Source organism: Peteryoungia rhizophila, assembly GCF_004912145.1.
Classification (GTDB): domain Bacteria; phylum Pseudomonadota; class Alphaproteobacteria; order Rhizobiales; family Rhizobiaceae; genus Allorhizobium; species Allorhizobium rhizophilum.
Genome location: NZ_STGT01000004.1, coordinates 258,467 through 283,091, shown reverse-complemented (window position 1 = coordinate 283,091; position 24,625 = coordinate 258,467). Strand labels below are relative to the sequence as shown.

19 protein-coding genes and 4 pseudogenes are annotated in these 24,625 nt (G+C 56.8%); 11 read left to right on the top strand and 12 right to left on the bottom strand.

Going from position 1 to position 24,625, the window contains the following annotated elements; genetic code table 11:
* Positions 1–16 precede the first annotated feature (16 nt).
* Both E9677_RS17370 and E9677_RS17365 read right to left on the bottom strand, forming a co-directional pair.
* Positions 17–958, bottom strand: a complete 942-nt coding sequence (locus E9677_RS17370; protein ID WP_136559319.1) for a 2-hydroxyacid dehydrogenase — start codon at positions 956–958, stop codon at positions 17–19.
* A 14-nt stretch (positions 959–972) separates the two neighbouring features.
* The gene (locus E9677_RS17365; protein ID WP_136559318.1) at positions 973–1,386 is read right to left on the bottom strand and encodes a VOC family protein; all 414 of its coding nucleotides are present in this window, start codon (positions 1,384–1,386) and stop codon (positions 973–975) included.
* A 64-nt stretch (positions 1,387–1,450) separates the two neighbouring features.
* Here E9677_RS17365 and E9677_RS17360 point away from each other — a divergent pair, with 64 nt between their 5' ends.
* Both E9677_RS17360 and E9677_RS17355 read left to right on the top strand, forming a co-directional pair.
* Positions 1,451–2,374: a LysR substrate-binding domain-containing protein gene (locus E9677_RS17360; protein ID WP_205910161.1), complete on the top strand. Its 924-nt coding sequence runs from the start codon at positions 1,451–1,453 to the stop codon at positions 2,372–2,374.
* A 316-nt stretch (positions 2,375–2,690) separates the two neighbouring features.
* The gene (locus E9677_RS17355; protein ID WP_136559317.1) at positions 2,691–3,254 is read left to right on the top strand and encodes a hypothetical protein; all 564 of its coding nucleotides are present in this window, start codon (positions 2,691–2,693) and stop codon (positions 3,252–3,254) included.
* A gap of 171 nt (positions 3,255–3,425) precedes the next feature.
* On the opposite strand, the pseudogene E9677_RS17350 reads toward E9677_RS17355, so the two are convergent.
* Positions 3,426–4,313, bottom strand: a pseudogene (locus tag E9677_RS17350) (LysR family transcriptional regulator).
* Between the two features lie 110 nt (positions 4,314–4,423).
* Between E9677_RS17350 and E9677_RS17345 the strand changes: the two are divergent.
* Both E9677_RS17345 and E9677_RS17340 read left to right on the top strand, forming a co-directional pair.
* Positions 4,424–5,147, top strand: a pseudogene (locus E9677_RS17345) (SDR family oxidoreductase).
* A gap of 68 nt (positions 5,148–5,215) precedes the next feature.
* Positions 5,216–5,527: an Atu4866 domain-containing protein gene (locus tag E9677_RS17340; protein WP_136559316.1), complete on the top strand. Its 312-nt coding sequence runs from the start codon at positions 5,216–5,218 to the stop codon at positions 5,525–5,527.
* Positions 5,528–5,575: 48 nt separating this feature from the next.
* Here the strand turns inward: E9677_RS17340 and E9677_RS17335 are convergent, their stop codons facing one another.
* Positions 5,576–6,226 (bottom strand): TetR/AcrR family transcriptional regulator, encoded by a 651-nt coding sequence (locus E9677_RS17335; RefSeq protein ID WP_136559315.1) that lies wholly within the window; start codon positions 6,224–6,226, stop codon positions 5,576–5,578.
* Positions 6,227–6,296: 70 nt separating this feature from the next.
* Here E9677_RS17335 and E9677_RS17330 point away from each other — a divergent pair, with 70 nt between their 5' ends.
* Positions 6,297–7,049 carry an SDR family oxidoreductase gene (locus tag E9677_RS17330; RefSeq protein WP_136559314.1) on the top strand — a complete coding sequence of 251 codons (753 nt, stop codon included), beginning with the start codon at positions 6,297–6,299 and terminating at the stop codon, positions 7,047–7,049.
* Positions 7,050–7,507: 458 nt separating this feature from the next.
* Here E9677_RS17330 and E9677_RS17325 read toward each other — a convergent pair whose 3' ends face one another.
* The 6 genes from E9677_RS17325 to E9677_RS17300 form a co-directional block, all read right to left on the bottom strand.
* A complete protein-coding gene (locus E9677_RS17325; RefSeq protein WP_136559313.1) occupies positions 7,508–9,406 on the bottom strand; it encodes a methyl-accepting chemotaxis protein in 1,899 nt (632 codons plus the stop codon).
* 241 nt (positions 9,407–9,647) lie between these two features.
* Positions 9,648–10,241 carry a hypothetical protein gene (locus E9677_RS17320; RefSeq protein ID WP_136559312.1) on the bottom strand — a complete coding sequence of 198 codons (594 nt, stop codon included), beginning with the start codon at positions 10,239–10,241 and terminating at the stop codon, positions 9,648–9,650.
* A gap of 1,389 nt (positions 10,242–11,630) precedes the next feature.
* On the bottom strand, positions 11,631–11,909 hold the full coding sequence (locus E9677_RS17315) for an HU family DNA-binding protein (protein ID WP_136559311.1): 279 nt from the start codon (positions 11,907–11,909) through the stop codon (positions 11,631–11,633).
* 140 nt (positions 11,910–12,049) lie between these two features.
* Positions 12,050–12,355, bottom strand: coding sequence for an ArsR/SmtB family transcription factor (locus tag E9677_RS17310; protein ID WP_136559310.1), 306 nt, complete (start codon positions 12,353–12,355; stop codon positions 12,050–12,052).
* A gap of 7 nt (positions 12,356–12,362) precedes the next feature.
* On the bottom strand, positions 12,363–12,821 hold the full coding sequence (locus tag E9677_RS17305; RefSeq protein WP_136559309.1) for an ArsR/SmtB family transcription factor: 459 nt from the start codon (positions 12,819–12,821) through the stop codon (positions 12,363–12,365).
* Positions 12,822–12,965: 144 nt separating this feature from the next.
* Positions 12,966–14,846: a diguanylate cyclase gene (locus E9677_RS17300; RefSeq protein ID WP_136559308.1), complete on the bottom strand. Its 1,881-nt coding sequence runs from the start codon at positions 14,844–14,846 to the stop codon at positions 12,966–12,968.
* Between the two features lie 325 nt (positions 14,847–15,171).
* On the opposite strand from E9677_RS17300, the gene E9677_RS17295 reads away from it, so the two are divergent.
* The gene (locus E9677_RS17295) at positions 15,172–15,471 is read left to right on the top strand and encodes a hypothetical protein (protein ID WP_136559307.1); all 300 of its coding nucleotides are present in this window, start codon (positions 15,172–15,174) and stop codon (positions 15,469–15,471) included.
* Positions 15,472–15,709: 238 nt separating this feature from the next.
* Here the strand turns inward: E9677_RS17295 and E9677_RS17290 are convergent, their stop codons facing one another.
* Both E9677_RS17290 and E9677_RS17285 read right to left on the bottom strand, forming a co-directional pair.
* A complete protein-coding gene (locus E9677_RS17290; RefSeq protein WP_136559306.1) occupies positions 15,710–16,591 on the bottom strand; it encodes a hypothetical protein in 882 nt (293 codons plus the stop codon).
* A 702-nt stretch (positions 16,592–17,293) separates the two neighbouring features.
* Entirely contained in the window at positions 17,294–17,584 is a 291-nt protein-coding gene (locus E9677_RS17285) for a hypothetical protein (RefSeq protein ID WP_136559305.1), read from the bottom strand.
* Positions 17,585–17,874: 290 nt separating this feature from the next.
* Between E9677_RS17285 and E9677_RS17280 the strand changes: the two are divergent.
* From E9677_RS17280 to E9677_RS17255, 5 genes and pseudogenes are all read left to right on the top strand, one after another.
* Positions 17,875–18,015, top strand: a pseudogene (locus tag E9677_RS17280) (IS3 family transposase); the annotation flags it as partial.
* A gap of 344 nt (positions 18,016–18,359) precedes the next feature.
* A pseudogene (locus tag E9677_RS17275) lies at positions 18,360–19,375 on the top strand (transposase).
* A gap of 1,405 nt (positions 19,376–20,780) precedes the next feature.
* Positions 20,781–23,069, top strand: coding sequence for an MHYT domain-containing protein (locus E9677_RS17265; RefSeq protein WP_136559303.1), 2,289 nt, complete (start codon positions 20,781–20,783; stop codon positions 23,067–23,069).
* A 136-nt stretch (positions 23,070–23,205) separates the two neighbouring features.
* Positions 23,206–23,517, top strand: coding sequence for a hypothetical protein (locus tag E9677_RS17260; RefSeq protein ID WP_136559302.1), 312 nt, complete (start codon positions 23,206–23,208; stop codon positions 23,515–23,517).
* A gap of 26 nt (positions 23,518–23,543) precedes the next feature.
* Positions 23,544–24,167 (top strand): DNA-3-methyladenine glycosylase, encoded by a 624-nt coding sequence (locus E9677_RS17255; protein WP_136559301.1) that lies wholly within the window; start codon positions 23,544–23,546, stop codon positions 24,165–24,167.
* Positions 24,168–24,625: the final 458 nt, after the last annotated feature.

Here is a 24,625-nt window from a genome sequence, read left to right as displayed (position 1 = left end):
TGGGAAGCCTATCTGCTCAATAGCCCCGCGTCGCGCTGATCGTAGCCGGCACTATGCCGTCGCGGCGGTAGGCCCGGATGTTGGCGGCAACAATCGCGGCCGCCGTATCGGGATCGGTGGGGGCGGAGATGTGGGGCAGCACTGTAACCTTCGGATGCGACCACAGCGGCGAGGTCCCAGGGAGGGGTTCAACATCGAATACGTCAAGGACTGCGTGAGAGAGGTGCTCGCTGTCGAGCGCCGTGATCAAATCCTCGGCGACAACGACGGCCCCCCGAGAGAAGTTGATCAGGTTTGCACCTCGCTTCATCGCCGCTAGCCGACGCGCATTGATCAGTCCTCGCGTCTCGAACGTGAGAGGAACCAGACAAACGACAATGTCGCTTGATGAAAGTACGGCATCAAGCGCTGCTTCGCCGAAATATGTTTCTGGTTCCTGAAGCGTCTTAGGCGAGCGGCTCCAGCCTTTGACGCAGAAGCCTGCACCCGTCAGCCGTTCCGCCGCGGCAGCACCCAAAGTACCCAGCCCCAGCAGACCAATCGTGATGTCGCGAGGATGTTTATAGGCACGCTGTTTCCAAACGCCTTGTTCTTGCTGTTGGCGGTAGGCGGGCATCTCGCGTTGCAGATAGTAGGTCCATGCAAGAACGGCCTCAGCCATCGTACGTGCGAGTTCGGGGTCGACCAGTCGCACGATTGGCGGCGCTGCCGGCCCCATTTCGGTCAATAGCCGCTCGACGCCTGCCCAGAGACTTTGAATCCAGGCCAGACCGTGAAGCTCGGCCAATTCGGCCGGATCGGGATTGGCGACGATTGCGATCTGAACCTCGGCCTTTTCGCAGGCTGTGAGATCCGCGAATGGCACGATCGTCTCACCGGGCATCGACGACGAGAGCGCGTCGCACCAGGCGGATGTGGTTTCGCGGTCGCGTGCGATGAAGGCAATGGGGCTTGTCATGGCTCTCACCATCCTCAACGGGCAAAAACTGAGTCGAAATCCTTGAAACCTTTGACCTCGATCGGGTTGCCGCTCGGGTCGAAGAAAAACATTGTCCGCTGTTCGCCCGCTTGCCCTTCGAAGCGGATGACGGGCGGAATGTCAAAGGCAGTACCAGCGGTCGTAAGCCGAGCGGCCAGTTCCACCCAGCCCTCGAGTGGCAGCACGACACCCAGATGCGGCATCATCACCATGTGCTCGCCGACATGGCCGGTGCGGGTGGTCTCAAATGGCTTGCCCAAGTGAAGCGAAATCTGGTGGCCGAAGAAATCGAAATCGACCCAGGTGTTGGAACTGCGGCCCTCCTCACAACCAAGTACTCCGCCATAAAATCGGCGTGCCTCGTCGAGGTCAGTGACATGATAGGCGAGGTGAAAAATTGAGCGCATCGAAAGATCCTCAGTGGTGACAACGTGACGATATGTCTTGGCGAGTGAAAGAAAAACCATATAATTGCTTCTCTCAGCGATAGGTTTTCTTTTGGATATTCGATTTTTGCAAAGCCTGGTCAGCGTCGTGGAGACCGGATCGATCATCTCTGCGGCAAGGCGTGAGAAGCTCACGTCCGCTGCGATAAGCCAGCGTGTCCAGGCGCTCGAACGTAGCCTGGGTACTACCCTTCTTGTGCGGCACGCCCGCTCGGTGGCTCCAACCGAGGCTTGCCTCCTGCTGCTGCCGCGGATCCGTCACCTGATCCGTGAGGCCTCCCTTTTGCGCGACGATCTTGACGAGCGCCAGATTTCAGGCGAGATGCGCATCGGGGCAATTTCCACCGTGATGACAGGTTTGATGCCGGACCTGCTCCACACAGCGGCACAGGTCGCGCCTCGGCTCAAGCTGCGTCTGGTGCCGGGCACTTCCCTGCTTCTTTACGAACAACTTATGCAAGGTCACCTCGACGCTGCTCTGCTTGTGGAACCGCCCTTTGTTCTGCCCAAATCGCTGAAGGCGGTGGCTCTACACAGCGAACCGCTGGTCCTAATGACGCATGACCCAGTCGATCAGACCCGAATACGGGATCGGATAGAGGCAGGCGCCCTTATCCGCTATGACCCCCTATCCTGGGGTGGTCGTCTGGCAACTGCCTACCTGGACCGGGAGCGTCTCTTTCCCGAGGTGCTTTGTGACATGGATGCACTCGAGGCAATCGCGATCCTTGTGGAGCGTGGTCTCGGCATTTCACTCGTGCCAGCGTGGCAGGGCACAAACCAGAAAGCGAGTGGCATTCACCTGACGCGGTTGCCGGATTCCGAAAGCCTTGCGCGACAGATAGTCCTCCTTCATCCGGCCACACCTGCCCGGCCGAAAGCGCTTGCCCTTCTGTGCGGTCTCCTGGTGAACGGGGGGCGGGATGCCAGCATCGACGAACATCTGTGATGTGAGCCGCAACAAGCATTCTGCCTGCGACTGCGATCATTGGTGATGCACCGTCAAAGGCCAGCCGAAACTCGAAGCAATCAAGATGCCCCCAATTGCGCTTGGAGGTTTGATTGATCGGCCCGCCCCCATGATGTCCGGCATGGTTTGCGCTGACGGCATTAACAGGTCGTGCTCACGGCGTTGCCCGGCTCGTCAAATCCAGAGCTCATTGTCCAGTGCAGCTAACCGGCGTGGCGAGAATTGATCGGCTACTGGACGCCAATGCAGTGGCCTAGTTTCCCGGTCGTCAATAGTGACGCGAAAGGAAGTTAAGATGAAAATCACCAATTATTTGCTTGCTGCGATCGCCGCCGGAATGTTTGCAACTCCGGTGCTGGCGCAGGCTGATGCCGCGTGCCCTCAGGAGGGTCCTGATGCGCCACTGGCCCTGCATGAGGAGTGGATCATGCAAGGATGGGAGCGGCATGAGGGCGACCCGGCTTTTGTGTTTTCAAAGGAGATGGCAAAATTCTATGATCTCAAGGATCCACAGGGCGTGTTCTGGGACAATTTCGCTCCCGGCGATACGCAACTCTTCACCGATGCCTCTGTATATGGGGCCAACTGGGAAGGTCACGTCAACGCATCTCGATCGATTCGTCACGGGATGACGGACGTGAACCATGCAGTGGTTGGCCGTGACACCGCATCGTCCGCGATCGGCTTTGTCGGTCGAATTGAACCGCTTGAAGGCAATGTGGTAGCCTTCGATACGCGGTCCCAATTGGGCTGGTCTTGTGTAGAGGGCTCCTGGAAGATCAAGCACGAGTTGAACTACGCCTGGATCGTTGAACCGGAAACGATCGAACAGATTCTTGGCAAACGCTTGCAGCACTGAAAGTTGCGCCGCGAGATGTGGTTAATTTGGCAACTCCTGAGCAGGATGTGCCGCCATACAGGTCTTGGCATTCAGATTTGAGGAGCGGGGCGGTTTTTAGGCCGCCCCGCTCCTCGAGCCTTTCGAATTCCGCCCTGGGGCTGACACCTGCAGTGCAAACGAGCGTTCACGTCACTTCCAACGTTTAACATGATCTACAAGTGCCCTCAGTTTGGGAGCCATGTTTCTACGCTGCGGAAATTACAGATAAAAGCCCGGAAATGATGGAAGAAAGCCGTCCAGCAGCGGTATGAGGTTCCCTGTCTTTACGTTTGGCCTGATATTCTCTTCCAATGCCAGGGTAATGCCGCCACCCGCAATGGCGGTCCACAGCATGAGACGCAAATCGTTTTTGTTGATCCGGGATACGATTGCCAGGCTGAAGGGAACACCACTGTCCACAAATTTCCATCGGTAGGACGCGACATTGGGTGCGGGACGCCATCGGATACCAGCGGTGGTGGATCAGTTCCCTTGGATGCAGCGGAGTCCCGTGGATTTCGAGGTAGAGGGAGCCGCGGTGATCGCCTCGCGCTGTTCACCCCCGATCGTGACAGTCATTATGTCCTGCTCGATCACCTCTCCCAGTCTGACGCCAGCATCATGACTGGCCGAGAGGATGTCGCTCTCCTCGTCCGCCACGGTTACGTCGACAGTGACCCCAGGGTATTCCGCGGCGATGTGGCAAGGAGTAGCCCCGAAAGGAACGTTTCGGCGATCGAGGATGCTGCAATCCTCAGTGTCCCACTGGGCCGGCTCTCCGCGCCTATTGCTTCAAGCGTCGTTGCAATTTCCGACAGTGGGGAAGACAGCGCTTCTCGCAGCCGCTCGCCCGCCTCAGTCGATCGAACGGATCGCGTAGTTCGCATCACCAGGGCCGTACCGTGAATGTCCTCTAACCGGCGAATACCCTGGCTGACGGCGGATCGCGTCACCCGGAGACGGTCTGCTGCAGCGTGAAAGTTTATGCTCTTCAGCCACGGCGAGGAACAGAGGCAGAAGGTTAAGGTCGGTCATGATTGTCCAGTGCTGCTAATCACTGAGTTCATGATTGAATGGCTACACGACCCGCTCAAGAGAGTCCATTTTCCCATGCAAGCGAGCCATTCAGTCATCAAAAGGAGCGGCAGATGGGAAAGACAGTTTTGATAACCGGAGCTTCCAGTGGGATCGGTGAAGGGATAGCCGAGGGAACTCGGTGCAAGCGGCGCGAAGGTCCTCCTGGGCGCGCGTCGATGCGTGCGGATCGAAGAAATTGCTGCGGAAATACGCAGCTTCGATGATGTGGCCGAGACCCGAGCGTTCGATGTTACTGACCGGCAGTCGGTTGCTGCCTTCGCTGCAGCTGCAATGTCCATCTGGGGCCGCATCGATGTCCTCGTGAACAATGCCGGTATCATGCCCCTCTCTCCGCTAGCTGCCGGCAAGCAGGACGAGTGGGAGCGTATGGTCGACGTGAACATCAAAGGCGTGCTTTGGCGCATCGGCACCGTATTGCCGGTGATTGAGGCACAAGGGGAAGGGCAGATAATCAACATCGGATCCATCGGCGCTCTATCGGTTGTGCCGACCGCTGCTATTTATTGTGCCACGAAATTCGCGGTTCGTGCCATTTCCGACGGCTTGCGTCAGGAAAGCAAGTGCGTTCGGGTTACCTGCGTCAACACCGGCGTCGTTGAGAGCGAACTGGCGTCGACCATAACACACGAGCAGACCATGCCAGCGATGGATGCCTACCGCGCAGTCTCCCTTCAGCCCGCAGACATCGCCCGTGCCGTCCGCCAACTCATCGAGGCGCCTTCGAACGTCGACACGACAGAAATCACCATCAGGCCGACTGCATCCAGCAACTGAGGCCGTCCCGGAGGCCTCTACGCCCTCCGATCGCCACGCCCTCATGCATCCAACCCAGGAAACAAGTCATGCAAAATTTGCTCTCGGCCTTGGTCGCCGCAGCCCTTGCCACCCAATCCCCATTAGAAGTGGAGCCAAACATGCAGATTTCACATCCCTATGTCGGCCTATGGGTCACTGAGGATGGTCGGGTCCGGCACGAATTGCTGCCGAACAACAGATATGTCGAAGCGCGTGGCACAAGAGAGCGTGCCTATGAAGGCCGCTACCTGGTGACAGGAACGCATATCGATTATTGGGACGACACCGGTTTCACCGCCGAGGGGGACTTCATCAACGGCGTGTTGTATCATGGAGGGATGATCCTCTACCGCCGCTAACCAGCGCGGGCTTGCGTGCGGGATGCCACGCGCGTGAACCGTAGCGGGTCAGGTTGTCCCGGTTTTCACCTGCGGGAAAAGCGAGCCAAGGTAGCCCGTCACAAGATGGCGCATGTGATGACGCAATTCATCGATGTCCGGTGTGTGAGGGCCTTTGTTCAACGCGATCTGCACCGTTCCCGCCAGCGTCGCGTGGAGAACTGCCGCGATCCGATCGGGCGCATCAACGACAACATCGGACGCGCTCTCGAGCATGTCCCGAATGGCGCCCACAGACCGGCCAGTCATCCGGTCGATCAGTTCGAGGCCTTTCAGGTCATAGGCGACGGCGTACAGAGCCTGCGTCACGTCGAGCCGTTCAGATTTTGCGTCGATAAAGCCATCGGCCAGCGCCTGTACCATTGTCAAAAGCGGCTGACCGCGCTGTCCTTTACAGATGCGCGCGACCGTATCCATGACCTTGCCCAGGTGGCGTTCCAGAATGGCGGCCATCAAGCCATCGATATTGGCGAAGTACTGGTAAAGAGTGCCCACCGACACACCGGCGCGTTCGGCCACGCGGGTCGTCGTCAGATACCGCGGTCCAGCCTCGACCAGAACCTGAATGGCTCCCTCGTAAATCGCGTCCACAGTGGCCTCTGAACGGGACTGAACCGGTATTTTGCGCGGACTTCCGGGGCCAACACTGTGCAGCGCCATATGCGAATTCCAAACCTGAAAGATCCCTCATATTTTCAGGCTACTTGATCATGCAACGGAAGGAAAGATCATGACCCTCAATCCGCAAGCACCCACCTCTCGCCGGCGGCTCGCCCTCGTCACCGGTGCCAACAAAGGGATCGGTTTCGCCATCTCCCGACAACTCGCCAAAGCAGGTCTTCAGGTCGTATTGGGCGCCCGCGATCGGGAAAAGGGTGAGGATGCAGCCCGCTCCCTGCGCTGGGAAGGGCTTGAGGCGGATGCGCTTTGCATCGACCTCGATGATCTCGCCAACATTCCTGAAGCTGCCGCCATCTTCGAACAGAAGTTCGGTTGCCTCGATATCTTGGTCAACAATGCCGGCATCGCCTCTCAGGAGGATGGACCACCGGAAACGGCAAGCGTGGAGGCTGTGCGGCAGACGTTCCAGACGAACTTCTTTGGCACACTTGCGGTCACCCAGGCCTTTCTGCCGCTTCTCAAGAAGTCCAAATCCGGGCGCATCGTCAATGTTTCGAGCGAGCTGGGATCGATAACTCATAACGGGGACCCCGAATGGCCTTTTGCCGGACATAAACTGATCGGTTACAACGCTTCCAAGGCGGCGCTCAACATGTTGACTGCGCAGCTTGCTGCAGAACTCAAGCCGCTGGGCATTCTGGTCAACTCTGCCGATCCGGGTTTCACTGCGACTGATCTCAACGGGTATCAGGGGTTCCAGGCAGTCGAGCAGGGCGCTGTCGCGCCCGTCAAATTAGCACTGATTGATGATGACGGTCCAACCGGCGGGTATTTTGGCGCGGACAGAGGCTTGCCATGGTGAGACGCAGCAAGCGGCAGATAAGTCGACGTCCCGGAAGCCTCCAAGCGAGAGTCGTGGTTGAGCCGCTTCGGCTTAAGAAAGAAAATGCCCGCATGACGCGGGCAGGTGGGGGAGGTCTGTCCTCTCTCAAAGCGTGCCATTTCTATACGGCTGCGGGCACCGTTACACCTCACCGCTGACACGCGTAACTCTGTTATAGTATCAAGGAAGCCGGAACAGGGTGCTCTTCAATCATAGGAGAACCACCACAGCCGAGGTGCCCGTCTTGGGGCTGGTTGTCGTGCAGCTTCGCGCTCACGGGCCAGTATCTGTTTCTGCGGATCGTCAATATTGAAGGTAATGGATGCGCACCCAACGCTTGTTTAGTTCCCTCACGCATAGGGTTTGGCAACGCAGGTCAACCTAAGACGAGCATTGTCGATCCCAAGCACACTACATGCTTTCTAAAGGTCCAGGCGTCAAAACTCGCTCCACTCTTCCTTGGCAGCGAGATTGCCATGGACCTGAAGGGCCCGGCGCACCGGCGCCTGCGCGGCTGCCGGACCACGCTCCGACGCGGCCGGAGCATTGACCCGGCCCGACAGGTTGAACTGGCTGACCAGAGAGCGCAGTCGGGTAGCCTCCTGAGCGAGTGCCGCAGACGCTGCCGTAGATTGTTCGACCATGGCCGCGTTCTGCTGCGTGGTCTGGTCCATCTGGTTGACGGCCGTGTTGACTTCGGCGAGACCGGTCGACTGTTCGCGGGCGGAGGTCGCGATCGCATCCATCAACTGGTTGATCTGCGAGACGTAATCCCCGATTGCCTTCAGCGCGACACCCGTGTCCCGCACGAGCTGGACGCCATTGCCGACTTCGGTCGAGGAATTCTGGATCAGGCCCTTGATTTCCTTGGCAGCGTTCGCGGAACGCTGGGCAAGCTCCCGAACCTCCTGGGCAACGACGGCAAAGCCCTTGCCCGCTTCACCCGCTCGGGCTGCCTCGACGCCGGCATTGAGCGCCAGAAGATTAGTCTGGAAAGCGATCTCGTCGATAACACCGATGATGTTGGAAATCTGCTGCGAGCTCTCCTCGATGCGGCGCATGGCCTCTTCCGCATTGGAGACGACTTCCGCCGACTTGGCTGCATTCTGGTTGGCGAGGATGGCGACTGTCCGGGCTTCTTCCGTACGCTTGGACGAGGTCGAAACGTTGACGGTAATCTGGTCAAGGGCAGCAGCCGTCTCCTCGAGCGCTGCGGCCTGCTGTTCAGTACGCTTAGAAAGGTCGTTTGCGCCAGACGAGATCTCGCGGGTGCCTGTGTCGATATTCTCGACCGATTGCATGACCGAAGAGAGCGCCGTGCCAAGCTGCTTGAGCGAGGCATTAAAGTCCTGGCGCAGCGGTTCATATTCGGCAGAGAAAGTTTCATTCAGCTCAAAGGACACGTCCCCAGCCGCAAGTCTCTTCAGCCCAGCTGCAAGCGTTGTGGTGGCAAAGCGCAACTTTTCTGCCTCTTCGGCAGCACGGCGACGACTTTCGGCGTCTTGGTGACCTTCACGAATTCGGGCCTCCTCGGCCTGCCGCTCAAGTTCGCGGTTTTTAATGCCGGCTTGGCGGAAAACCTCAACAGCAGTCGCCATCTCACCAACCTCGTCGGCACGACCTTCAAAGGGGATATTGCTTTCAAGATCACCGGCGGCGAGACTGCGCATGGAGGACGATATCCGGCCGATCGGGCGCGTAACGCCAATGACCGCATAGGTAATGCCGCCGATGGCCATCATGAGCGTGGCCGCAGCGATACCGAGCGTGGTGAGCAAATTGTTCTGATAAATCGTATCGCTATCCGACACTGCTTTGTCCGCATTCGAAATGACATAGGCCACAAGGTCATCAACGACAGCGTTTACCTTCTCCGACTGAGCCTTCATTTTGCCTTTGAACAAGCTGGTGGCAACGAGGGTCTGCCCGTCCTGCTTGATAGCGATCAATTCCTCTCCGAGGGCTCTATATGCCTCAAATTCGGGCTTGAACCCGTTAATTAGAGCGCGTCCCTTCTCGGTGCGTGCGCCGGACTCATAATCGTTGACCGACTTCTGGACGATACCTGCGGTATCATTGATGCTCTTGATCTCATTCTCGAGTTCACCGGGTGTTGCCGCCATAATCAGGCGGGAATAGGCCAAGCGCATTAGGTTGAAGTTGCCCTTCATCTCGCGGGCGAGCATCATCCGCGACATCCAGTACTGACCGATATCCTGGGTATTGTTGTTGAGCCTCGTGAGACTGCTGTAAGACGTGAAGCTAAGCGCGACGATGGCAAATATGATGAGGCTCAACATTCCGGTGAGCGCAACTCTGATCGAAAGGCGTTTCATGGCTTCCCCCGAGAAAATCAAGCAAGGTTTACTAAATATGCTCCCTTTGATTTAAGAAGTTCTTTATTAGGGCGCTCCTCGAGTATTCCCGAAGTGATTGCCTATATAATCGTTGAGACGGCCGCTGTCAGCTACGCAGCAGATCTCGACACAGTGCAAGCCGCATACAACTGAGTCGAGGATGCCTAGTCGCCTATAGTTGTTAACCTGGCCCGCGTGACCGGGCCAGGCCGCGAAGTGGTTATCTCGAAGCGCTGAGCCTTAGCAGCCGGCAGAGTTCGACGAGGGATGGATCATAAGCAGCGGAGTTTATACTGCCGCAACGCTTCAGAAGCCGCTGTCGATCGGACGCCGACATGTCACGGAGTGCCTTACGCTGCGGAGCGGTAAGCCCACCTGCCCCCGATCCGCCCGAGCCGGGTCCGGTTCGGACATCCTGATTGCGGCCCAGGCCGACATCAATATCGATCCCCGTGCGGGAGCCGCCGATCTGCGCGCCAACGGAAGCATTCAAACCTCCTTCGCCGCCGACGCTAGCATCGACGTCAGCAGAGAGGCCACGGCTCCCGTTGGCGTTCGCCGACGCATTTACGCCCCGCGAGCCTCCTACGCTCGCATCGACATCCGCTACACCACGGCTACCGCCGACATTGGCGTTTGCATTGACGCCGCTCCGTCCACCGACGGAGGCATCGACGCCAAGCCCGTCAGAGGTATTCACGTCTATGGATATTCCATTAGATCCACCAATGTTAAGTCCGCCGGCAGCAGCCGGAAGAGCCATCGAAAAGGTGACGATGCTTGAAAGTAGGGCCATTCCCAGAGTGTTACGCATGATAGTTCTCCTCTGAAACGCCGGGATCCATTGCCCGGCAATTGTTAACACGGCGCGAGGGGCAAAAGAGTTGCAGGAGATGAATTGTTTAATAATTGCGATCTCAACGATCTCTAAACGCAAGGCCGCCATTCGTGCCAGATCGGCACGCGCCCATGGGCATCAGCTTGTCTGAAGCTGCGGGTGGCAGAGCCAAACACATGAAAAAAAAGCCCACCAAAATGGCGGGCAAGTTCCGTGGGAGGTTTTCAATAAATCCGTTGCTGACAATCGGCGCATGACACTCCGAACACAACCCCTTTTTGTCCTCCGCAAGAAATCTCACCCAGCCGAAGGTCGGATTGCTAGAGGGGGAATGAGTGACGGGGGCCACATTGTCCCACCCACCTACTTCGGCTCGCTCATTGAACACTGTCATCAGTCGGAGGATAATTGTGGCCCATCGATCGCAGGTAGCACACAATCTCCTTAGACAGATGTCTTCGGTCGCCGTACCTGGCCGAAATCTGGTCCAGCCTATCTCCGATGTTGAAGCGCCGCGCTCGGGGAAGTTTGTCGTCGTAAATCAGGTAGACGTCTCGCCCAAAAGCCACGACGGTCAGCCCTGCTGTAAGAAGATCAGCGACGAAGCTCCCAACTTCGTTTTGATCCATCATTGTCATGGAGACCTCTGCTACTCATCGCTTGTTTCCGTACAACCAGTACGGCCTCTGCTTTGTCCACAGATCACTGATGAACGATAAATCAAGGAGGATGTGCAGCGAAGTGTGGGCGGTCGCAGCTTCAATGCTTCAATTGAGGATGAGTAGCGATCAGTTTTTGTGGTTGCAGGTAAACGACAACGAACCCGGGCAAGACATCGAGGCCATCTCTAAGAGGTAAGGCACGCGGGTGATTGAAGGGTCACCTCGTCAACTCGATGACAATTGCGTGCTAATGATCAACCATGGCGCAGTGTTTAAGGCCTGCATCAAGTCGCTTGACTAAGCGCGGGCGACTGCACCCAGACAGTGCAGCGACGGATCTGGGGGAGGATCGTCCAGCTGGGGTCGAGCCGCGCCCGCGTCCTTTCACGAAGCATACGTTTAGTGACAGTGATATGACACGGAGGACAGCAAGCTGTCGACCTGACGGTTCCGCCTTGTCTTCGATGCAACAAGCTTCCGAACACTACGATAGCGCCACGGGCCGCAAGGAGCGTCTCAGTTTACACCACGCTGAAGGTCTCAAGAGCCGACGCTCGTTGCAACTCATGCGATAGGGATGGGTCGAGCCGAACGCAATACATAATCTGCTCGACCACAGCATCGCTGCTATCCTGATGGCTAGCAGCGAAACATTAATGTGAGATTTAACGGCCCAAAGCAGCAGGGCCGCTCACATACGCGCCTACTTGTTAAGAGTATCCTTTAATGCCTTGGCCGGCGTGAATGTCAGTTTCTTCGCCGCAGCAACCTTGATGGTCGCACCAGTCGCCGGGTTTCGTGCCTCTCGTTCTGGAGTGTGTTTGACCTTGAACTTGCCAAAGCCTGGAATGGACGTTTCCTCTCCTGCGGTAGCCGCTGTTGTTACAGCCGCAAAGACTGCTTCCACGAGGCTCTTAGCCTGAGCCCGCGAGAGATCGTGAGTTTCAGCTATCTTAGCCGCGATGTCATTGGTAGTGGTCATACTGTTCCCCTTATAGTGGTCGCTCAATGTTCATTATCGTTGGCGGCTTGTCACGCGCCGGCAGGGACTGATCCGGCACATCCACAACATAGCGTGGTTCTCGCATCATGAGATGCCGAATTGCCGCATATCGCGAATAATCATATCTCGCTGGCGAGCCAGAGCTTCAGCGTTGCGAGGTTTTCCTCATTTCTGCGGTATAAGATCGTGCTCCGTTCCTTGCGAGAGCTAACAAGACCGGCACGCCGCAGGATTGCAAGATTTTGAGAAACGGCCGACTGAGACAGACCCTCCAGCTCGAAACGTCCTGCCGGCACGCCGCCTTGAACGTCCGTGGACGTCAGTCCGAAGTACCGCTCAGGATCCTTCAACCAAATAAGAAAATCGAGCCTGCCCGGATGCGCTAGCGCCTTCAAAGCCAAATGGATATCGAGGTGGGGTTTCATTCACGTATCACCAGCTATTGTGTGAGCCCAGCTTCGGCCAACAAACGAATAACGGTAAGATTATCGCAGCAATAAAACACGGTCTGCGCATTCCTTCGTGAACGGACAATGCCTGCCTGACGAAGCTTTCCCAGAGCTGGGAGCGCGCAGATTGGCTGATCTCAGGATCCGCTGCCAGTTCATTGACCGACCATTCGCGCTTGATCAATCGGAGAAGGACACCAAGCCTCACGATGTTGGAGAGGCTTGAAAAGACGACGGCAGCTTTCTCAAGTGCGATTTTTTCCTCGGCACGACTATGAAGTGGCATCATGATTCTCGCAAAAAATTCACAATCCACCTCCATCTTTTTCGAGAACGCTAGAGTCGCACGAGCAGATGTAGTGAATGAAGGGTTAATCGTAGGATTACGTTTGGGACGTTCGTGTAAATGGTCCGCCAGGTGGGTCATCGATTGAAACGACAATCACTTTGTCTCTTCCTGCGGCTTTCGCGGTATACAGCGCCACATCGTATCCTTTAGGAGGATGTTGGGGCTCGCTCATCACGTCGGTCACCTGAGCCAAAATGTGGCTACTAGATCCAAAGCACTTTTCCTGCAGATGATCTCCTACAAAGCGAGCGATCGTCCCAGGACAGCAGTGGCTGCCCGAACTCTATCGCGTCCAGCAGATTTTGCAGCGTACAACGCCTCGTCACAACCTTTCAGAAGTTGCTGGCATCCCATCATGAGCTCATCGGTCGTCGCCAATCCAATCGATACGGTCACACGGCCTTTCGAGCTCCCAACCTGAGGGATCTCAAGCTGACGCACTGCATTTGCGAGCCGTGCCGCAACGTCGTGAGCCTCATCCTGCGAACAGTTTGGCAGAACTACGGCAAACTCCTCTCCGCCGTACCGCGCTGCAAGGTCCATATCTCCGCGGCAGCCTGAATGAAGCACGTTCGCGATGCGCCGCAATACTTCATCGCCGGCAGGATGCCCGTAAGTGTCGTTGTAAGACTTGAAATGATCAACATCGATCAGCAGCAGTGAAAGCTCTTTGTGCGTGTCGCGTGACTCTTGAAAGGCCACCTCCAGGCTGCGGTCGAAGATCCGCCGATTAGCGAGTTCCGTGAGGCCATCTTTACTCGCCAGTCGCTCGAGTTGCTGGATAGCAGCCTTTCGATCGCTGATATCGGAATAAATGGTAACCCATCCTCCATCAGCGAGTAGCCGCGTCGACTTCGACACCCATCGGCCGTCGCTTAACCTCAGGTCGGAGAGTTGAGCAGACTGGCTACGCTCCACCTCGTCTTCCACCCAGGCGAACGGAGAGACAGTTGTGGGAATCTTGATGTCACCTCTCAGCACACCGGCAGAGAGAAGTTCAGCCAGAGTACGACCGTGGCAGGATTCCTCGTCCACATACGGGAAGAACTCCAGGTAACGCCGGTTCCACATGACCAAGCGTCCTTCCCGATCAAACATCGCCAGGCCATCTGCCATCTCGCCCATGGCCGTCTCCAGGAGAACCTGTGTCGAAATGAGCTCCGTCTGCAGTGCCTTTTGGGCTGTGACATCTGACGTGTGGCTCACAATGCCTTTAAGTTCACCTCTTTCGTCGCGATAGGGAGCTTTAACTGTACTCAGCCAGTATGTTCGGCCATTACGATTGAATTGTTGCTCGAGCACGACCGGTTTTGGGTCCGCCAGAAATTCCTGTTCCTGTTTCCAGAACAGCGCGGCTTCCTCTGGCTTGTAGTAGTCGAAATCTGTCTTACCAACCATCGCAACGCCATCTGTCGCTCCCATCAATACAGCTGTTGGGTCGTTGGCAATGAGAAACCGACCGTCGAGATCCTTGACGCTCAGGGCATCCGGAAGCGCGCTGACAATCTGGCTGTGGAGCTCGTTCAGGTGAGCGCTTTCTCGACGCAGTTGGTCTAGCCGGACAAAGGAGGCAGAGATCAAGGTGCCTACAAAATTCAAGGCCAGCAGAGTATATTGCGCGTTGAACTGGCTAAGGTTGGCACGAACAGTCTGCGGCAACACCAACAGAATCAGAAACGCGATGCCTGCGTTCAAGGTGCTGAACAAAAGGACGTCGGATGGTCGGATGTACCCCCGTTTCAGAAAAAAATGCCCGGAAATCGACACGAGACATGCCAGCCAGATACCCAACAAACCCAATGCTGCACCGGCTCCTCCGAGCCAAAGCCTGGCCGCAGATGCGGTGCAAGCCGCCATGATTGCACCTATAGGCCCAGCGATCAGGCCGACAATGGCCAAGGGCACAATCCGCAAGTCAAATCGAAACCCGTCGATGAGCTCGCCTGACATGTTCATAAGCAGTGCCGCGGTACCCCCGAAGAACAGGCCGCTGACGATCAAACGCCAGACACTCTGTTTACCTCGCACCCTGTCGCGGACAAAAGAACAAAACGTGAGCGCAAAGCTGATTACCCCCATCTGGGCTAAAAACGTAATCAGCAAGCCATTAGCTTCCATGGACACTTAGCTCCGAATTCCGATCGACAATCGTGTGACAGACGATGACAAGAGCTGCAAAAATGAGCAGCAGTAAACTTCGTCACTGAGGTTCCTTTGAGCCAGCGCGTTTACAGACACCAAGCTAGATCAGCACTAGCTAATTTCTGGTTATTCAATCACGTTCGGGCTTTGGAAGGTTACCGGGCCCTTAACCGAGGACGCCAGACGCACGCGCTCTAAGGCCATGGTAAGACTTTACGATTATGCTAAGTGTCGGATGAGCAAGTGCACTGCTGAGAGAGCATCGTCGGGCAGTTTCGCTTCGTGGCACGGAGGACCCGATTTGACTGGTGACAACGACAACGGGAAAGCGCTTCTCGCGCTTATCGACCGAACTGAGACAGTTTCGAAGCAAGTCCTGGCGCTCATCAATCTCAACGCAGTCTTGCTCCGCGAGGTCTCTATGGCTCATGGTGATCCGCTGGAGCATTTTGCGAAACTTGAGGCCGAAATTGGTGGCCTCGGGGAAGCGATTGCGATGGAAACGCGGGAATGTACAGATGTTTCGGTGTCTTCGCAGGCCATCACCGAAGTTTTCGAGCAGGTATTGCGTCAGGGACGCGCCCTGATTGAAGCGCAGTGAAGCCGGATAACGCGAACAGCATGGCTCTTGAGATAGAAGGTGCAGGCGGCCACATGTCGGCTGGGGGCGTCGGTGGTCCGTTTCGTTGTCGGAGGCAAGACTCCGCCCGCACTTCTATCAAACCGCAAAAAGGTTTTTCTCGCAATACCAAAAAGTCGCTAGTTACTCTCGATCTGTCTGGGCCGGTATATCGCTAAAGGTCGAGGGCATCAAACTGTAGCCTGAGCGTCCCTTTTGCTTAAGGAGTAACGCTTGCCGTTTCAGTAGAATCCGCGGGCCGGGCAACTTCTTCAGGTGTTGCCTCTCCCGGATATGTCGCAGTTACAACCCCGTCACCCAGGTCGGCTACCGGACCCGTCACCGGATCGACGACCTGTTCGATAGGCGCGGCTGCGGCGAGTTCTTCCCGGATCTCGTCGATCTTGCCAACGGCCGAACCGACTCCGAGCGTCGACTTTGCCCATCCAAGCATCTCATCATCGATCACGGTGCCTGGCTTGGCGGCCGCTTCGAGTGCGGTACGCAGCGTCTCGTCATCAAGCAATGAGTCGGGGGGCAGGGTGTTGACACCGTTGGCCAGTTCGTAGGTCGCGTAGGCTACCGCATAGTCGCGGATAGAGGCCATGCGCGGGTCCGACGAGTTGAGGTATGCGCGATAGTTGCGGTTTAGCGAATTCAGACCTGCGAGCTTCGCCTCAATCGGCCGGGTCTTCGGCTTCTCCAGCGGAACGGACGCAAGCGTCGTCACGGGGTCGACTGGATGGTTCACGAATGATTTGGTGGCGGGTCGCTTAGCCCGTTTTTCTGAAAGCTGTCTTTTGCCAGATGTGGTCTTCTTGCTGGCGATCGTGGCGAGAGCATCGGTGAAGAAGTTGCCCTTCTGGCTGCGGGCTTCCCTGGTCTGAGATCCGCGGCCGTTTACACTATTCTTACCGCTGCTTTTCCCGCCATCGTTTCCTCCGCTTTTGCCGCCGGCATTGCCACCGCCGCTACCGCCGCCCTTGTCCTTGGCGAAGGCGGCCGGCGCGCCGAACCCTGCTCCGTCTGAAAATTGTGCAAAGGGAGCGGCCAAAACAGCCAAGGTGAGACAGGCCGTGGCGACCCATTTATCAAACTGCATCTGTTTCCTCCCGACGAAAATATCGTGCTCGCATCCACACGGTCAACGTTATTAACTCTCACACACAGCTCTGACCGCGCCGCTAACGCGTTCGTTCGGAGTTTAGCAGATTCTTCGGTTAAGTCCCGCAGTCGTAGGTTGCCGCAGGTTCGCGACCTTGATGAAGCGAAGGGCTACTTGGCCGTTGAAAGGCCTCGAGATAAGGGTGGGCGGTCAGTCCAACACCGCTGCTTTTGCCGGGGATTTGACAGGATGCTGCGCCTTTGTTCATACCGCCGCGGTCTTCCCCGCAGTTACACGAGCGGCAAGCAGTCGCAGGAACTAAAGCGCGGAAACATCGACGGCGCTGCGGCTTGGGTCGAAGCTCTGTCTGTGGCGGTAGTGCGGCGTTCCGCGCACGTCCCTCGATCGCGGTATTCAAAGAGAGGGGCTGAGCTCGATGGGATCTCGATTATCTAGAAATGGTACTTCTGAAGCCGGGTACGGAAACCTGAGAGGTCGTTGACGAGTATGACTTCGTCAGGGCGCGGATAACGCTCCGGTCCGTGGTCCCGCAGCCGGTTTGTCGCTCTGCCCGGCCATGTCAGATAACTGATTTAAGTGCCATCTCCGTCCCGCTGTCCGTTCCAAACCTCAATGCAATTGGGAAGTAGGTTCGCCAGAAAGTCTGAGATGGGCTTCCGTCCAGCTGACAAATTGCTCTCAATCAGCCATCGAGGTCGCTGATAGGCTCTTGCGACACAGCACGTCGCTTTCGCCATCCAAGTTGGTAACTTTTCCTAGATACTTCAGGTGAGCAGCAATCTCGCGACGCAAGTGATCTCGCGGACCGTATCGCTCGCAGATGTGGTTTGCCTTCGCCCAGACCTCCGTAGCCTTGTCATCTGCGACCACCAAGTCACCAAAGAAATAGCTGTCGTCATCCACCGCAAACAGAGTGGCATCTGCGTTCAGGATGTCTGTGACGAATGAGGCAATCTGATCTTTGCGCATGGGTTCCTCCAGGCACCATGTATACGGATCGAATTACACTACGTCACATTGCTAAATTTCGGGGGGCGAAATACGGCGCACAACTTCAAGGCTGCTGGAGCATGTCGAACTTATTATGCCGCGCTCCACGTGCTAGCATGTGGCGCACACTCTTGATGCGACGCCGCAAGGTGTGCCGCGCCCGGTTGGAAAATGGGGCTCCACGGACGCGGTGGGCGAGATTTCGATCGGGGCCCCTTCATGCAGGCGCGTTCAGCCTAACCGACCAGTTCCGCATTCTGACTTGGTATGTTGAGAACCGCTTCGGGCGCATCAATGCCCTTCCCAAGACCGTTGAATAGCTGAGCGACAATGGGTCATACTTCATTGCGGCAGACACGAAATCGCTGCTGCGGGATATCGGGACGGAGCCTTGTCCCACAGTGCAGCGGGAATGTTTTGTGCCGCCTTCAGCTCCGGGCGGGATCGATGAAGCCATTTGCTCATCAAATCCTATTGCCGGCGATCGAGTCATGTTCGCCGTCACCGCGATGGCTGTGGTTCTGCGGCGGTGCCATCCCGCTGCCAGGAGGCGAACCAGAGCCGCCGACTGCGCGCCTGCGTGTGGGCGGCTCCATAATTCAATCAAAGGTTATATCGGTCTTTCCAGCGGCTTAGATGCTTAACCACGAAAGCTGAAGGTTCGCTCTAATATTGCGCATGTGAACTGCCCCCCATTTCGACCGGACAGTCGGCATAAGCAGAAAGGCTCAAGCACAGGCTTGAGGACAGGCTTATGTCTAACGAGTATCGACACGTTGAATTGCTGACGGGTGATGTCCGCCGCAGACGGTGGACAACCGAGCAGAAGCTGACAATCATTGAGCAGAGTTTTGAACCTGGCGAGACGGTGTCTTCGGCTGCTCGCCGCCATGGCGTTGCGCCCAATTTGCTTTACCGGTGGCGCAGGCTCTTGAGTGAGGGAGGTGCTGCAGCCGTGGATTCTGACGAGCCGGTGGTCGGCAATTCGGAAGTCAAAAAGCTGGAGGACCGCGTTCGCGAGCTGGAGCGCATGCTCGGCCGCAAGACGATGGAGGTCGAAATCCTCCGCGAAGCCTTGTCCAAAGCAGACTCAAAAAAACGGATATAGCGGCGATCTTGTTGCCGAAGGACGGTTCCCGATGAAGGCCGTAGCCGACACGCTGGGCGTATCCCGTTCCAACCTCGTCGAGCGGCTGAAAGGAAGATCAAAGCCGCGCGGGTCCTATCACAAGGCCGAGGATGCAGAGCTTTTGCCCATCATCCGCAGACTGGTGGATCAAAGGCCAACATATGGCTATCGGCGGATCGCCGCGCTCCTCAATCGCGAAAGGCGAGCCGCCGATAAGCCTGTCGTCAACGCCAAACGGGTTCATCGCCTGGACGGCGGTCGCCAACGCGGGCATCTCCGGCTCTGACGTGCGGGACATGATGCTGGAGGCGGTCGAGAAGCGGTTCACGGCAACGAGAGCCCCGCCCGCAATCGAGCATCTCTCGGACAATGGCTCGGCTTACACTGCGAGGGAAGCGAGGCTGTTCGCCCAGGCGCTCAATCTGACGCCTTGCTTCACGCCGGTGGCCAGTCCGCAGTCGAACGGCATGTCGGAAGCCTTCGTCATGAAGCGGGACAATATCCGCATCGCAGCACTACCGGACGCCGAAACAGCGCTCCGGCTCATCGACGGATGGATCGAGGACTATAACGAAATCCATCCCCATTCCGCGCTCAAGATGGCTTCCCCTCGGCAGTTCATCAGGGCTAAATCAAACTAGCCGACATTTCCGGTGAAACGGGGAGCACTCCAGCTGGGTAGGGGCGTTGCAGGCCTATGGGAGGAACCAACGCAATCATGGGACGTTCTGTTTACGGTAAAACAGAAAGGGAACCTCATGAACAATATCATTTATATCGTTGGTCTGGTCGTTGTCGTTGTCGCAGTCTTGTCCTTCTTCGGACTTGGCTGAGCGGCTGACATAAATCTGGCACGCATAGCGCTTACGCAGGGGACGGCCCTAGGCAGAGAATTGAGGTGCCAGGGGCACATCCGACCATCGCTACGATCGTGTCCGGGGAGCGGTAGCATTGGGCCGCGCATACTCTCTCCAGACTGCTCTCGCAGCAGTTTATGTCTTGGAAAAGAGACCTTCAAAATTCCACCCCGGCAGAGCAGTACGCATTGCTGCGATATACGATCTTGGAACATGCCCGAAGAGGCAAATCCTGCAGTTCATAGGCCAGAGCATCCGGTTCAGTGTCTCTCTGTCTCAATGACAGTGAACACGCCCGGCTTTGTTGTCCATGTGGCAGCACTGGCCAGGCGGCGAACTCTTGCGGCATCCGCCACCGTGAGCATGCGTCGGCGCGATGGATGCGACAATGAGGGCTGCGGTGAGCAAAATTCGAACAGTGATCATGGTCCCCTACCAGACTTGCGAGGCGACCATAGCAATCAGCACGAGCATGTCGAGAAAGTTGTGCGATCAAGGTTAAATCGCGCCAAGGGCACGCGCGATTTGCATTCCAGCAGAGACCAGCACGATAAGAAGGAGAAACACGTGTAGGTCTATCTCGATCCCGTGCCTCATCACGCTGTTCGCACTTCGCGCCGGGGACGGGGAAGGGGAAGGGGAAGGGCCATTGAAGCGGCCGGCCCATAGCCTCGGCCCAAGAGGCGCGCAATCACTGTATCAGCATTGCCCTGAGCCGTGGCCGAGGAGGGATGCCACAGGTCAGGTTACCAATTGGCGACGTTCAGAAGCGGCCCGGATCGCAGGCGCTGGTCGGTCTGGTAAATGTCAACCGAGCAAGAGAATTTTCTTCGCCCGAAAGTGGGGTTACGCTTCCCGGCTAAATGTTTAGATGAACTTGATTCCGGACAAATCTCTGCGGACGTGCTTCGTACCCCTGAAGGAGTTTCTATATCCGGTGGTAAAGTTGGGCATCTTGCTACGGGTCCACAATCACCCCAGCTGGAGCGATCGAAGGCGTCTACGTCATCAAGTTGGCAGGGAACTAACTAACCGGATTCGGGGCCGCCACCATGCGAATAACGACCCCTGCTTGGCCAGAAATCGTATCAGTTTTAACCGATTTGACGCCTGCTAGCCCGGCAGTTCATGAATGTAGTGATGCGCGAATCACGTTGGCAATTGCTTCACGTCGCGACGGGGGGACTACATGTCTGGCAACCACAATTGGATCCTTCTCACGCTCTCCATTTCCATCGCTGTGGCTGCGTCATACACGGCGTTAGATCTAGCGCAGCGCGTGAACGAGGCCTCATCGAGAGGATCGCGCTTTGCGTGGTTGACTGCCGCGGCAGTCTGTATGGGTGGCGGGATCTGGTCCATGCACTTTGTGGCGATGCTGTCCTATTCCATTCCCAGCATCGCCATATCCTATGATCCGTTCCTGACTGGCTTGTCACTGTGCATTGCGATCCTCGTTACCGGTGCAGCATTTGAACTCGTCAGCCGCCAAACCGAGAGTGGATTGCTGTTGTGGCTGGGTGGTCTTCTGATGGGTATCGGAATTGTCGCCATGCACTATATCGGCATGTCCGCAATGCTGATGCCCGCAGAGTTAAGCTATGATGTGCTGTGGGTAACGATCTCGGTCTTCATAGCAATTGGTGCAGCGGTTGGCGCATTGTGGCTGGCCTTTCGTGGAAGCAGGATGTTGCATCGGGGCGCCGCCGCCGTTGTGATGGGCTTTGCCATTTCCGGCATGCACTTTTCTGGAATGAGAGCTGCGTCCTTCGATATCCACGTTCATGGCGTTCAAGATGGTGCAGCGACCTTCAGCCAGGGCGCGCTGGCCATCGGGGTTGCGTCCGTTACGTTGATGATCCTCCTCGCCGCAGTCGTCGCAGCGATGTTTGACCGTCGTTTCGCGGCCCTTGCGCTGAAAGAGGCTCAGTCGCTCCGCGATAGCGAAGAACGCTTCCGCCAGCTCTATCGGGCCACGCCACTCCCCTTGCATGCTCTGGATGAAGCGGGATGCATTGAAGAGGTCAGCGATGCTTGGCTCGCCATGCTCGGATTTTCCCGGCCGGACATTTACGGTCGTCTGTTTCTCACCTTGATGGCTGACGAATCTGCCCGTCGGCGCTCTGAGTACGACTGGCCCCACTTGATGCAGGCGGGTGCCTCGAAAGAGAAAGAGTACCGCCTCATCGCCTCAGATGGCCGCGCACTGGATGTTCTTTTATCCTCGCGTGTCGAACGCGATACGAACGGTCACGTGGTCAGGATCGTAGAAGGACTTGTCGATGTGACGGACCGGAAGGCCGCCGAACAGGCTTTACGTCAGGCTCAGAAAATGGAAGCCATTGGCCAGCTTACGGGTGGCGTAGCGCATGATTTCAACAACTTGTTGACAGTGATCATCGGCAGTTTGGACAGGGCGCTGCGCAAATTCTCAGCGGATGACAATGCAATAAAGTTGATGAACAACGCGCTCGAAGCCGCTCAGAGGGGTGCGAGCCTCACCCAACGCCTCCTTTCTTTCGCCCGACGCCAGAATCTGGATCCCCAGACGGTCAGTGTTCCCCAGCTGATTGAAGGTATGCATCAGCTTCTTGTCAGCTCTCTGCCCGCGAATGTGTTAATTTCAAATCACTTTTCGCCCAAGACGCCATTGGTAAAGGTCGATCCTCACCAACTCGAAATGGCTCTTCTGAACCTCGTTGTAAACGCCCGCGACGCCATGCCAGCGGGCGGGGAAATTACCATCGTGGTCTCTGGCGAGCTCGTGCCACCACGAGAGTTGCGAGGCGACCGTCACGTATGCCTGAAGGTGATGGACCAGGGGAGCGGGATGGATGAAGAGACACTACTCAAGGCGCGCGATCCGTTCTTCACCACCAAAGGAGTGGGCAAGGGAACAGGCCTCGGGCTGCCGATGGTCGCGGGCTTTGCCGAACAGTCCGGCGGTCTCATGATCCTCTACAGCGAGTTGGGGAAAGGAACCACGGTCGAGCTGTGGCTTCCAGAAGCCACGCGACAAGCCGAAGATGCAGTCGCGCGTTCCAACGCAGTCTCTTCGGCGTCATTAGATGATCTCCACGGCTACGTTATACTCGCCGTAGACGACGATGCGCTCGTATTGATGAACACCGAGGCTATCTTGCAGGACCTCGGCGCAGACGTCGTGACGACTACCTCACCCCTTCATGCACTTGAGCTCGTCCAATCACGATCCGACTTCACGTGCGTGGTCTCCGATTTCGCCATGCCAAAAATGACGGGAGCCGAGCTGTTGTCGCAATGCAGGGTGAGCCGCCCAGACCTGCCGTTTGTGATCGCGACCGGTTATAACGAGACGCCGATTTCCGACGAAATTGCCGTCCTCCTGGTCAAACCATTCACCGATCAAGCGCTATGCAGGGCAGTGCAGGATGCCTCCTCCCGGCGGGCAGGAACGGGACATATTGTCCAAGCTTCGGCGAGAGGGCAAACGGAGTAGGTGCTTCGTCGTCTGCGATCAGAGCGAAACCCATAGCGTCACTCGTGATCTAACGTAGCGTGGAACAAGTCCCCCTTTGGTTTGTTGCGTCCGTCTGAAATCGATGGCGCATCTTTGCAGCTCAGGAGGACTTGTGGTGAATATCAAAGTGAGAGGCTTCGACAGCCCGGAACAATTGCGCGAACATTTGGAAGAGCTTGACGATACCCCTGACCAAGAATCGCCACAGGATCGTCGACTTCGTCAGGAAATCGCATCCCTTCGAGCTCAGCTCGAGGACTTAAAACTCCGGGTTGAAGAAGGGTGGTCCGAGGATGAACATCATGAACAGCTCACAGTCGGGCCTTCTTCACTGTCCTCACTTATTCTGCCTGTCACCGCTGTATTGGGATTGGTATTCATTTTGTCGTCTCGTGCGTCAAACGAGCGGACACTGTTCTTTCACTGACGACGTCTATTGCTCGTTCGGAGGCCATGACGAAGCAGATATCCGGACGGGGCAAGCACTTGTCTACTGTCCTGAATGACGCGTTTTTCGCACGTCCTCCCGACATCGTCGCAAGAGAACTGTTGGGTAGTCGGCTCCTGGTGAACGGATGCGGAGGCTTCATCGTCGAGACAGAGGCCTACGGTCCAGATGATGAAGCCTCGCACAGCTTCAAGGGTATGAGCAAGACGAATGCCGCGATGTTCGGTCCTCCAGGAACCGTCTACATCTATCGTTCCTATGGCCGTCACTGGTGTCTGAATTTCGTTTGCACGCGCGCAAGCGCGGTCCTCGTCCGTGCATTGCAGCCCTCTGAAGGACTCGGCCTCATGGTTTCGCGGCGCAGTACGTCAGATGCCCGGGTCCTTTGTCGAGGGCCTGGTAATCTCTGTCAGGCCTTGGGCGTCACGAACGAGCTCAACGGTCTTCGGGCTACGTTGCCACCCTTCTCACTTGACGCGCGAGAAGACGAGACAATTGTCGTCTCCGGGCCTCGCATAGGCCTTTCCAAGGCTAAAGATCGGCCTTGGCGGTTTGGCGTTCTCAACTCTGCCTATGTGAGCCGGCCATTCCGGCCCGCTCAACCCGACGAGACAGTTCGAGAAGATTAGGCGGCTCAAAGTCCCGTCAGTTTTTGCGTGGTCATTTGCATTCGCGGAAATTCTTCGGGCGTCGGATGCTGAAAGGGAAGGTGGGACCATCCCCAGATTAACAATACTACTCGCCACATATGTCGCCTTGCGTTGTGGCCAGCTCGCCTTGGCGCGGGAAATTGTGACAGACGAGAATGACGTCATTGGCTTCAGGTAGACCAGCGACGATCCTCAACAGGGAGTTCGGAACGCTTAACGACAGACCTGTCCGGCCGGCAATGCCAGATTGCCCGATTGACATGACGGTGGAAGTCTTTGAGCTCCACAGTGCGAACTCCTGGCATGGCCGGGTTTGGTGTCTATTGGGCGGGTCAGGAGTGAGCCTCGCTCGGTCTTTGCACGCAGGATCTGATGTGTGTGCTCGCCACAGACGGGCTTGCGTTCTAATTCTAAGCAACCAAGGCTTTTGGCCCCAC

Excerpts from the sequence above, each read along its gene's own strand:
- E9677_RS17355 (WP_136559317.1), top strand. The coding sequence starts at position 2,691 with ATGAAAATCACCAATTATTTGCTTGCTGCGATCGCCGCCGGAATGTTT.
- E9677_RS17290 (WP_136559306.1), bottom strand. The coding sequence starts at position 16,591 with ATGCAGTTTGATAAATGGGTCGCCACGGCCTGTCTCACCTTGGCTGTT.
- E9677_RS17265 (WP_136559303.1), top strand. The coding sequence starts at position 20,781 with ATGTCTGGCAACCACAATTGGATCCTTCTCACGCTCTCCATTTCCATC.
- E9677_RS17255 (WP_136559301.1), top strand. The coding sequence starts at position 23,544 with ATGACGAAGCAGATATCCGGACGGGGCAAGCACTTGTCTACTGTCCTG.
- E9677_RS17320 (WP_136559312.1), bottom strand. The coding sequence starts at position 10,241 with ATGCGTAACACTCTGGGAATGGCCCTACTTTCAAGCATCGTCACCTTT.
- E9677_RS17330 (WP_136559314.1), top strand. The coding sequence starts at position 6,297 with ATGACCCTCAATCCGCAAGCACCCACCTCTCGCCGGCGGCTCGCCCTC.
- E9677_RS17335 (WP_136559315.1), bottom strand. The coding sequence starts at position 6,226 with ATGGCGCTGCACAGTGTTGGCCCCGGAAGTCCGCGCAAAATACCGGTT.
- E9677_RS17340 (WP_136559316.1), top strand. The coding sequence starts at position 5,216 with ATGCAAAATTTGCTCTCGGCCTTGGTCGCCGCAGCCCTTGCCACCCAA.
- E9677_RS17315 (WP_136559311.1), bottom strand. The coding sequence starts at position 11,909 with ATGACCACTACCAATGACATCGCGGCTAAGATAGCTGAAACTCACGAT.
- E9677_RS17285 (WP_136559305.1), bottom strand. The coding sequence starts at position 17,584 with ATGCGCAAAGATCAGATTGCCTCATTCGTCACAGACATCCTGAACGCA.
- E9677_RS17310 (WP_136559310.1), bottom strand. The coding sequence starts at position 12,355 with ATGAAACCCCACCTCGATATCCATTTGGCTTTGAAGGCGCTAGCGCAT.
- E9677_RS17325 (WP_136559313.1), bottom strand. The coding sequence starts at position 9,406 with ATGAAACGCCTTTCGATCAGAGTTGCGCTCACCGGAATGTTGAGCCTC.
- E9677_RS17365 (WP_136559318.1), bottom strand. The coding sequence starts at position 1,386 with ATGCGCTCAATTTTTCACCTCGCCTATCATGTCACTGACCTCGACGAG.
- E9677_RS17300 (WP_136559308.1), bottom strand. The coding sequence starts at position 14,846 with ATGGAAGCTAATGGCTTGCTGATTACGTTTTTAGCCCAGATGGGGGTA.
- E9677_RS17370 (WP_136559319.1), bottom strand. The coding sequence starts at position 958 with ATGACAAGCCCCATTGCCTTCATCGCACGCGACCGCGAAACCACATCC.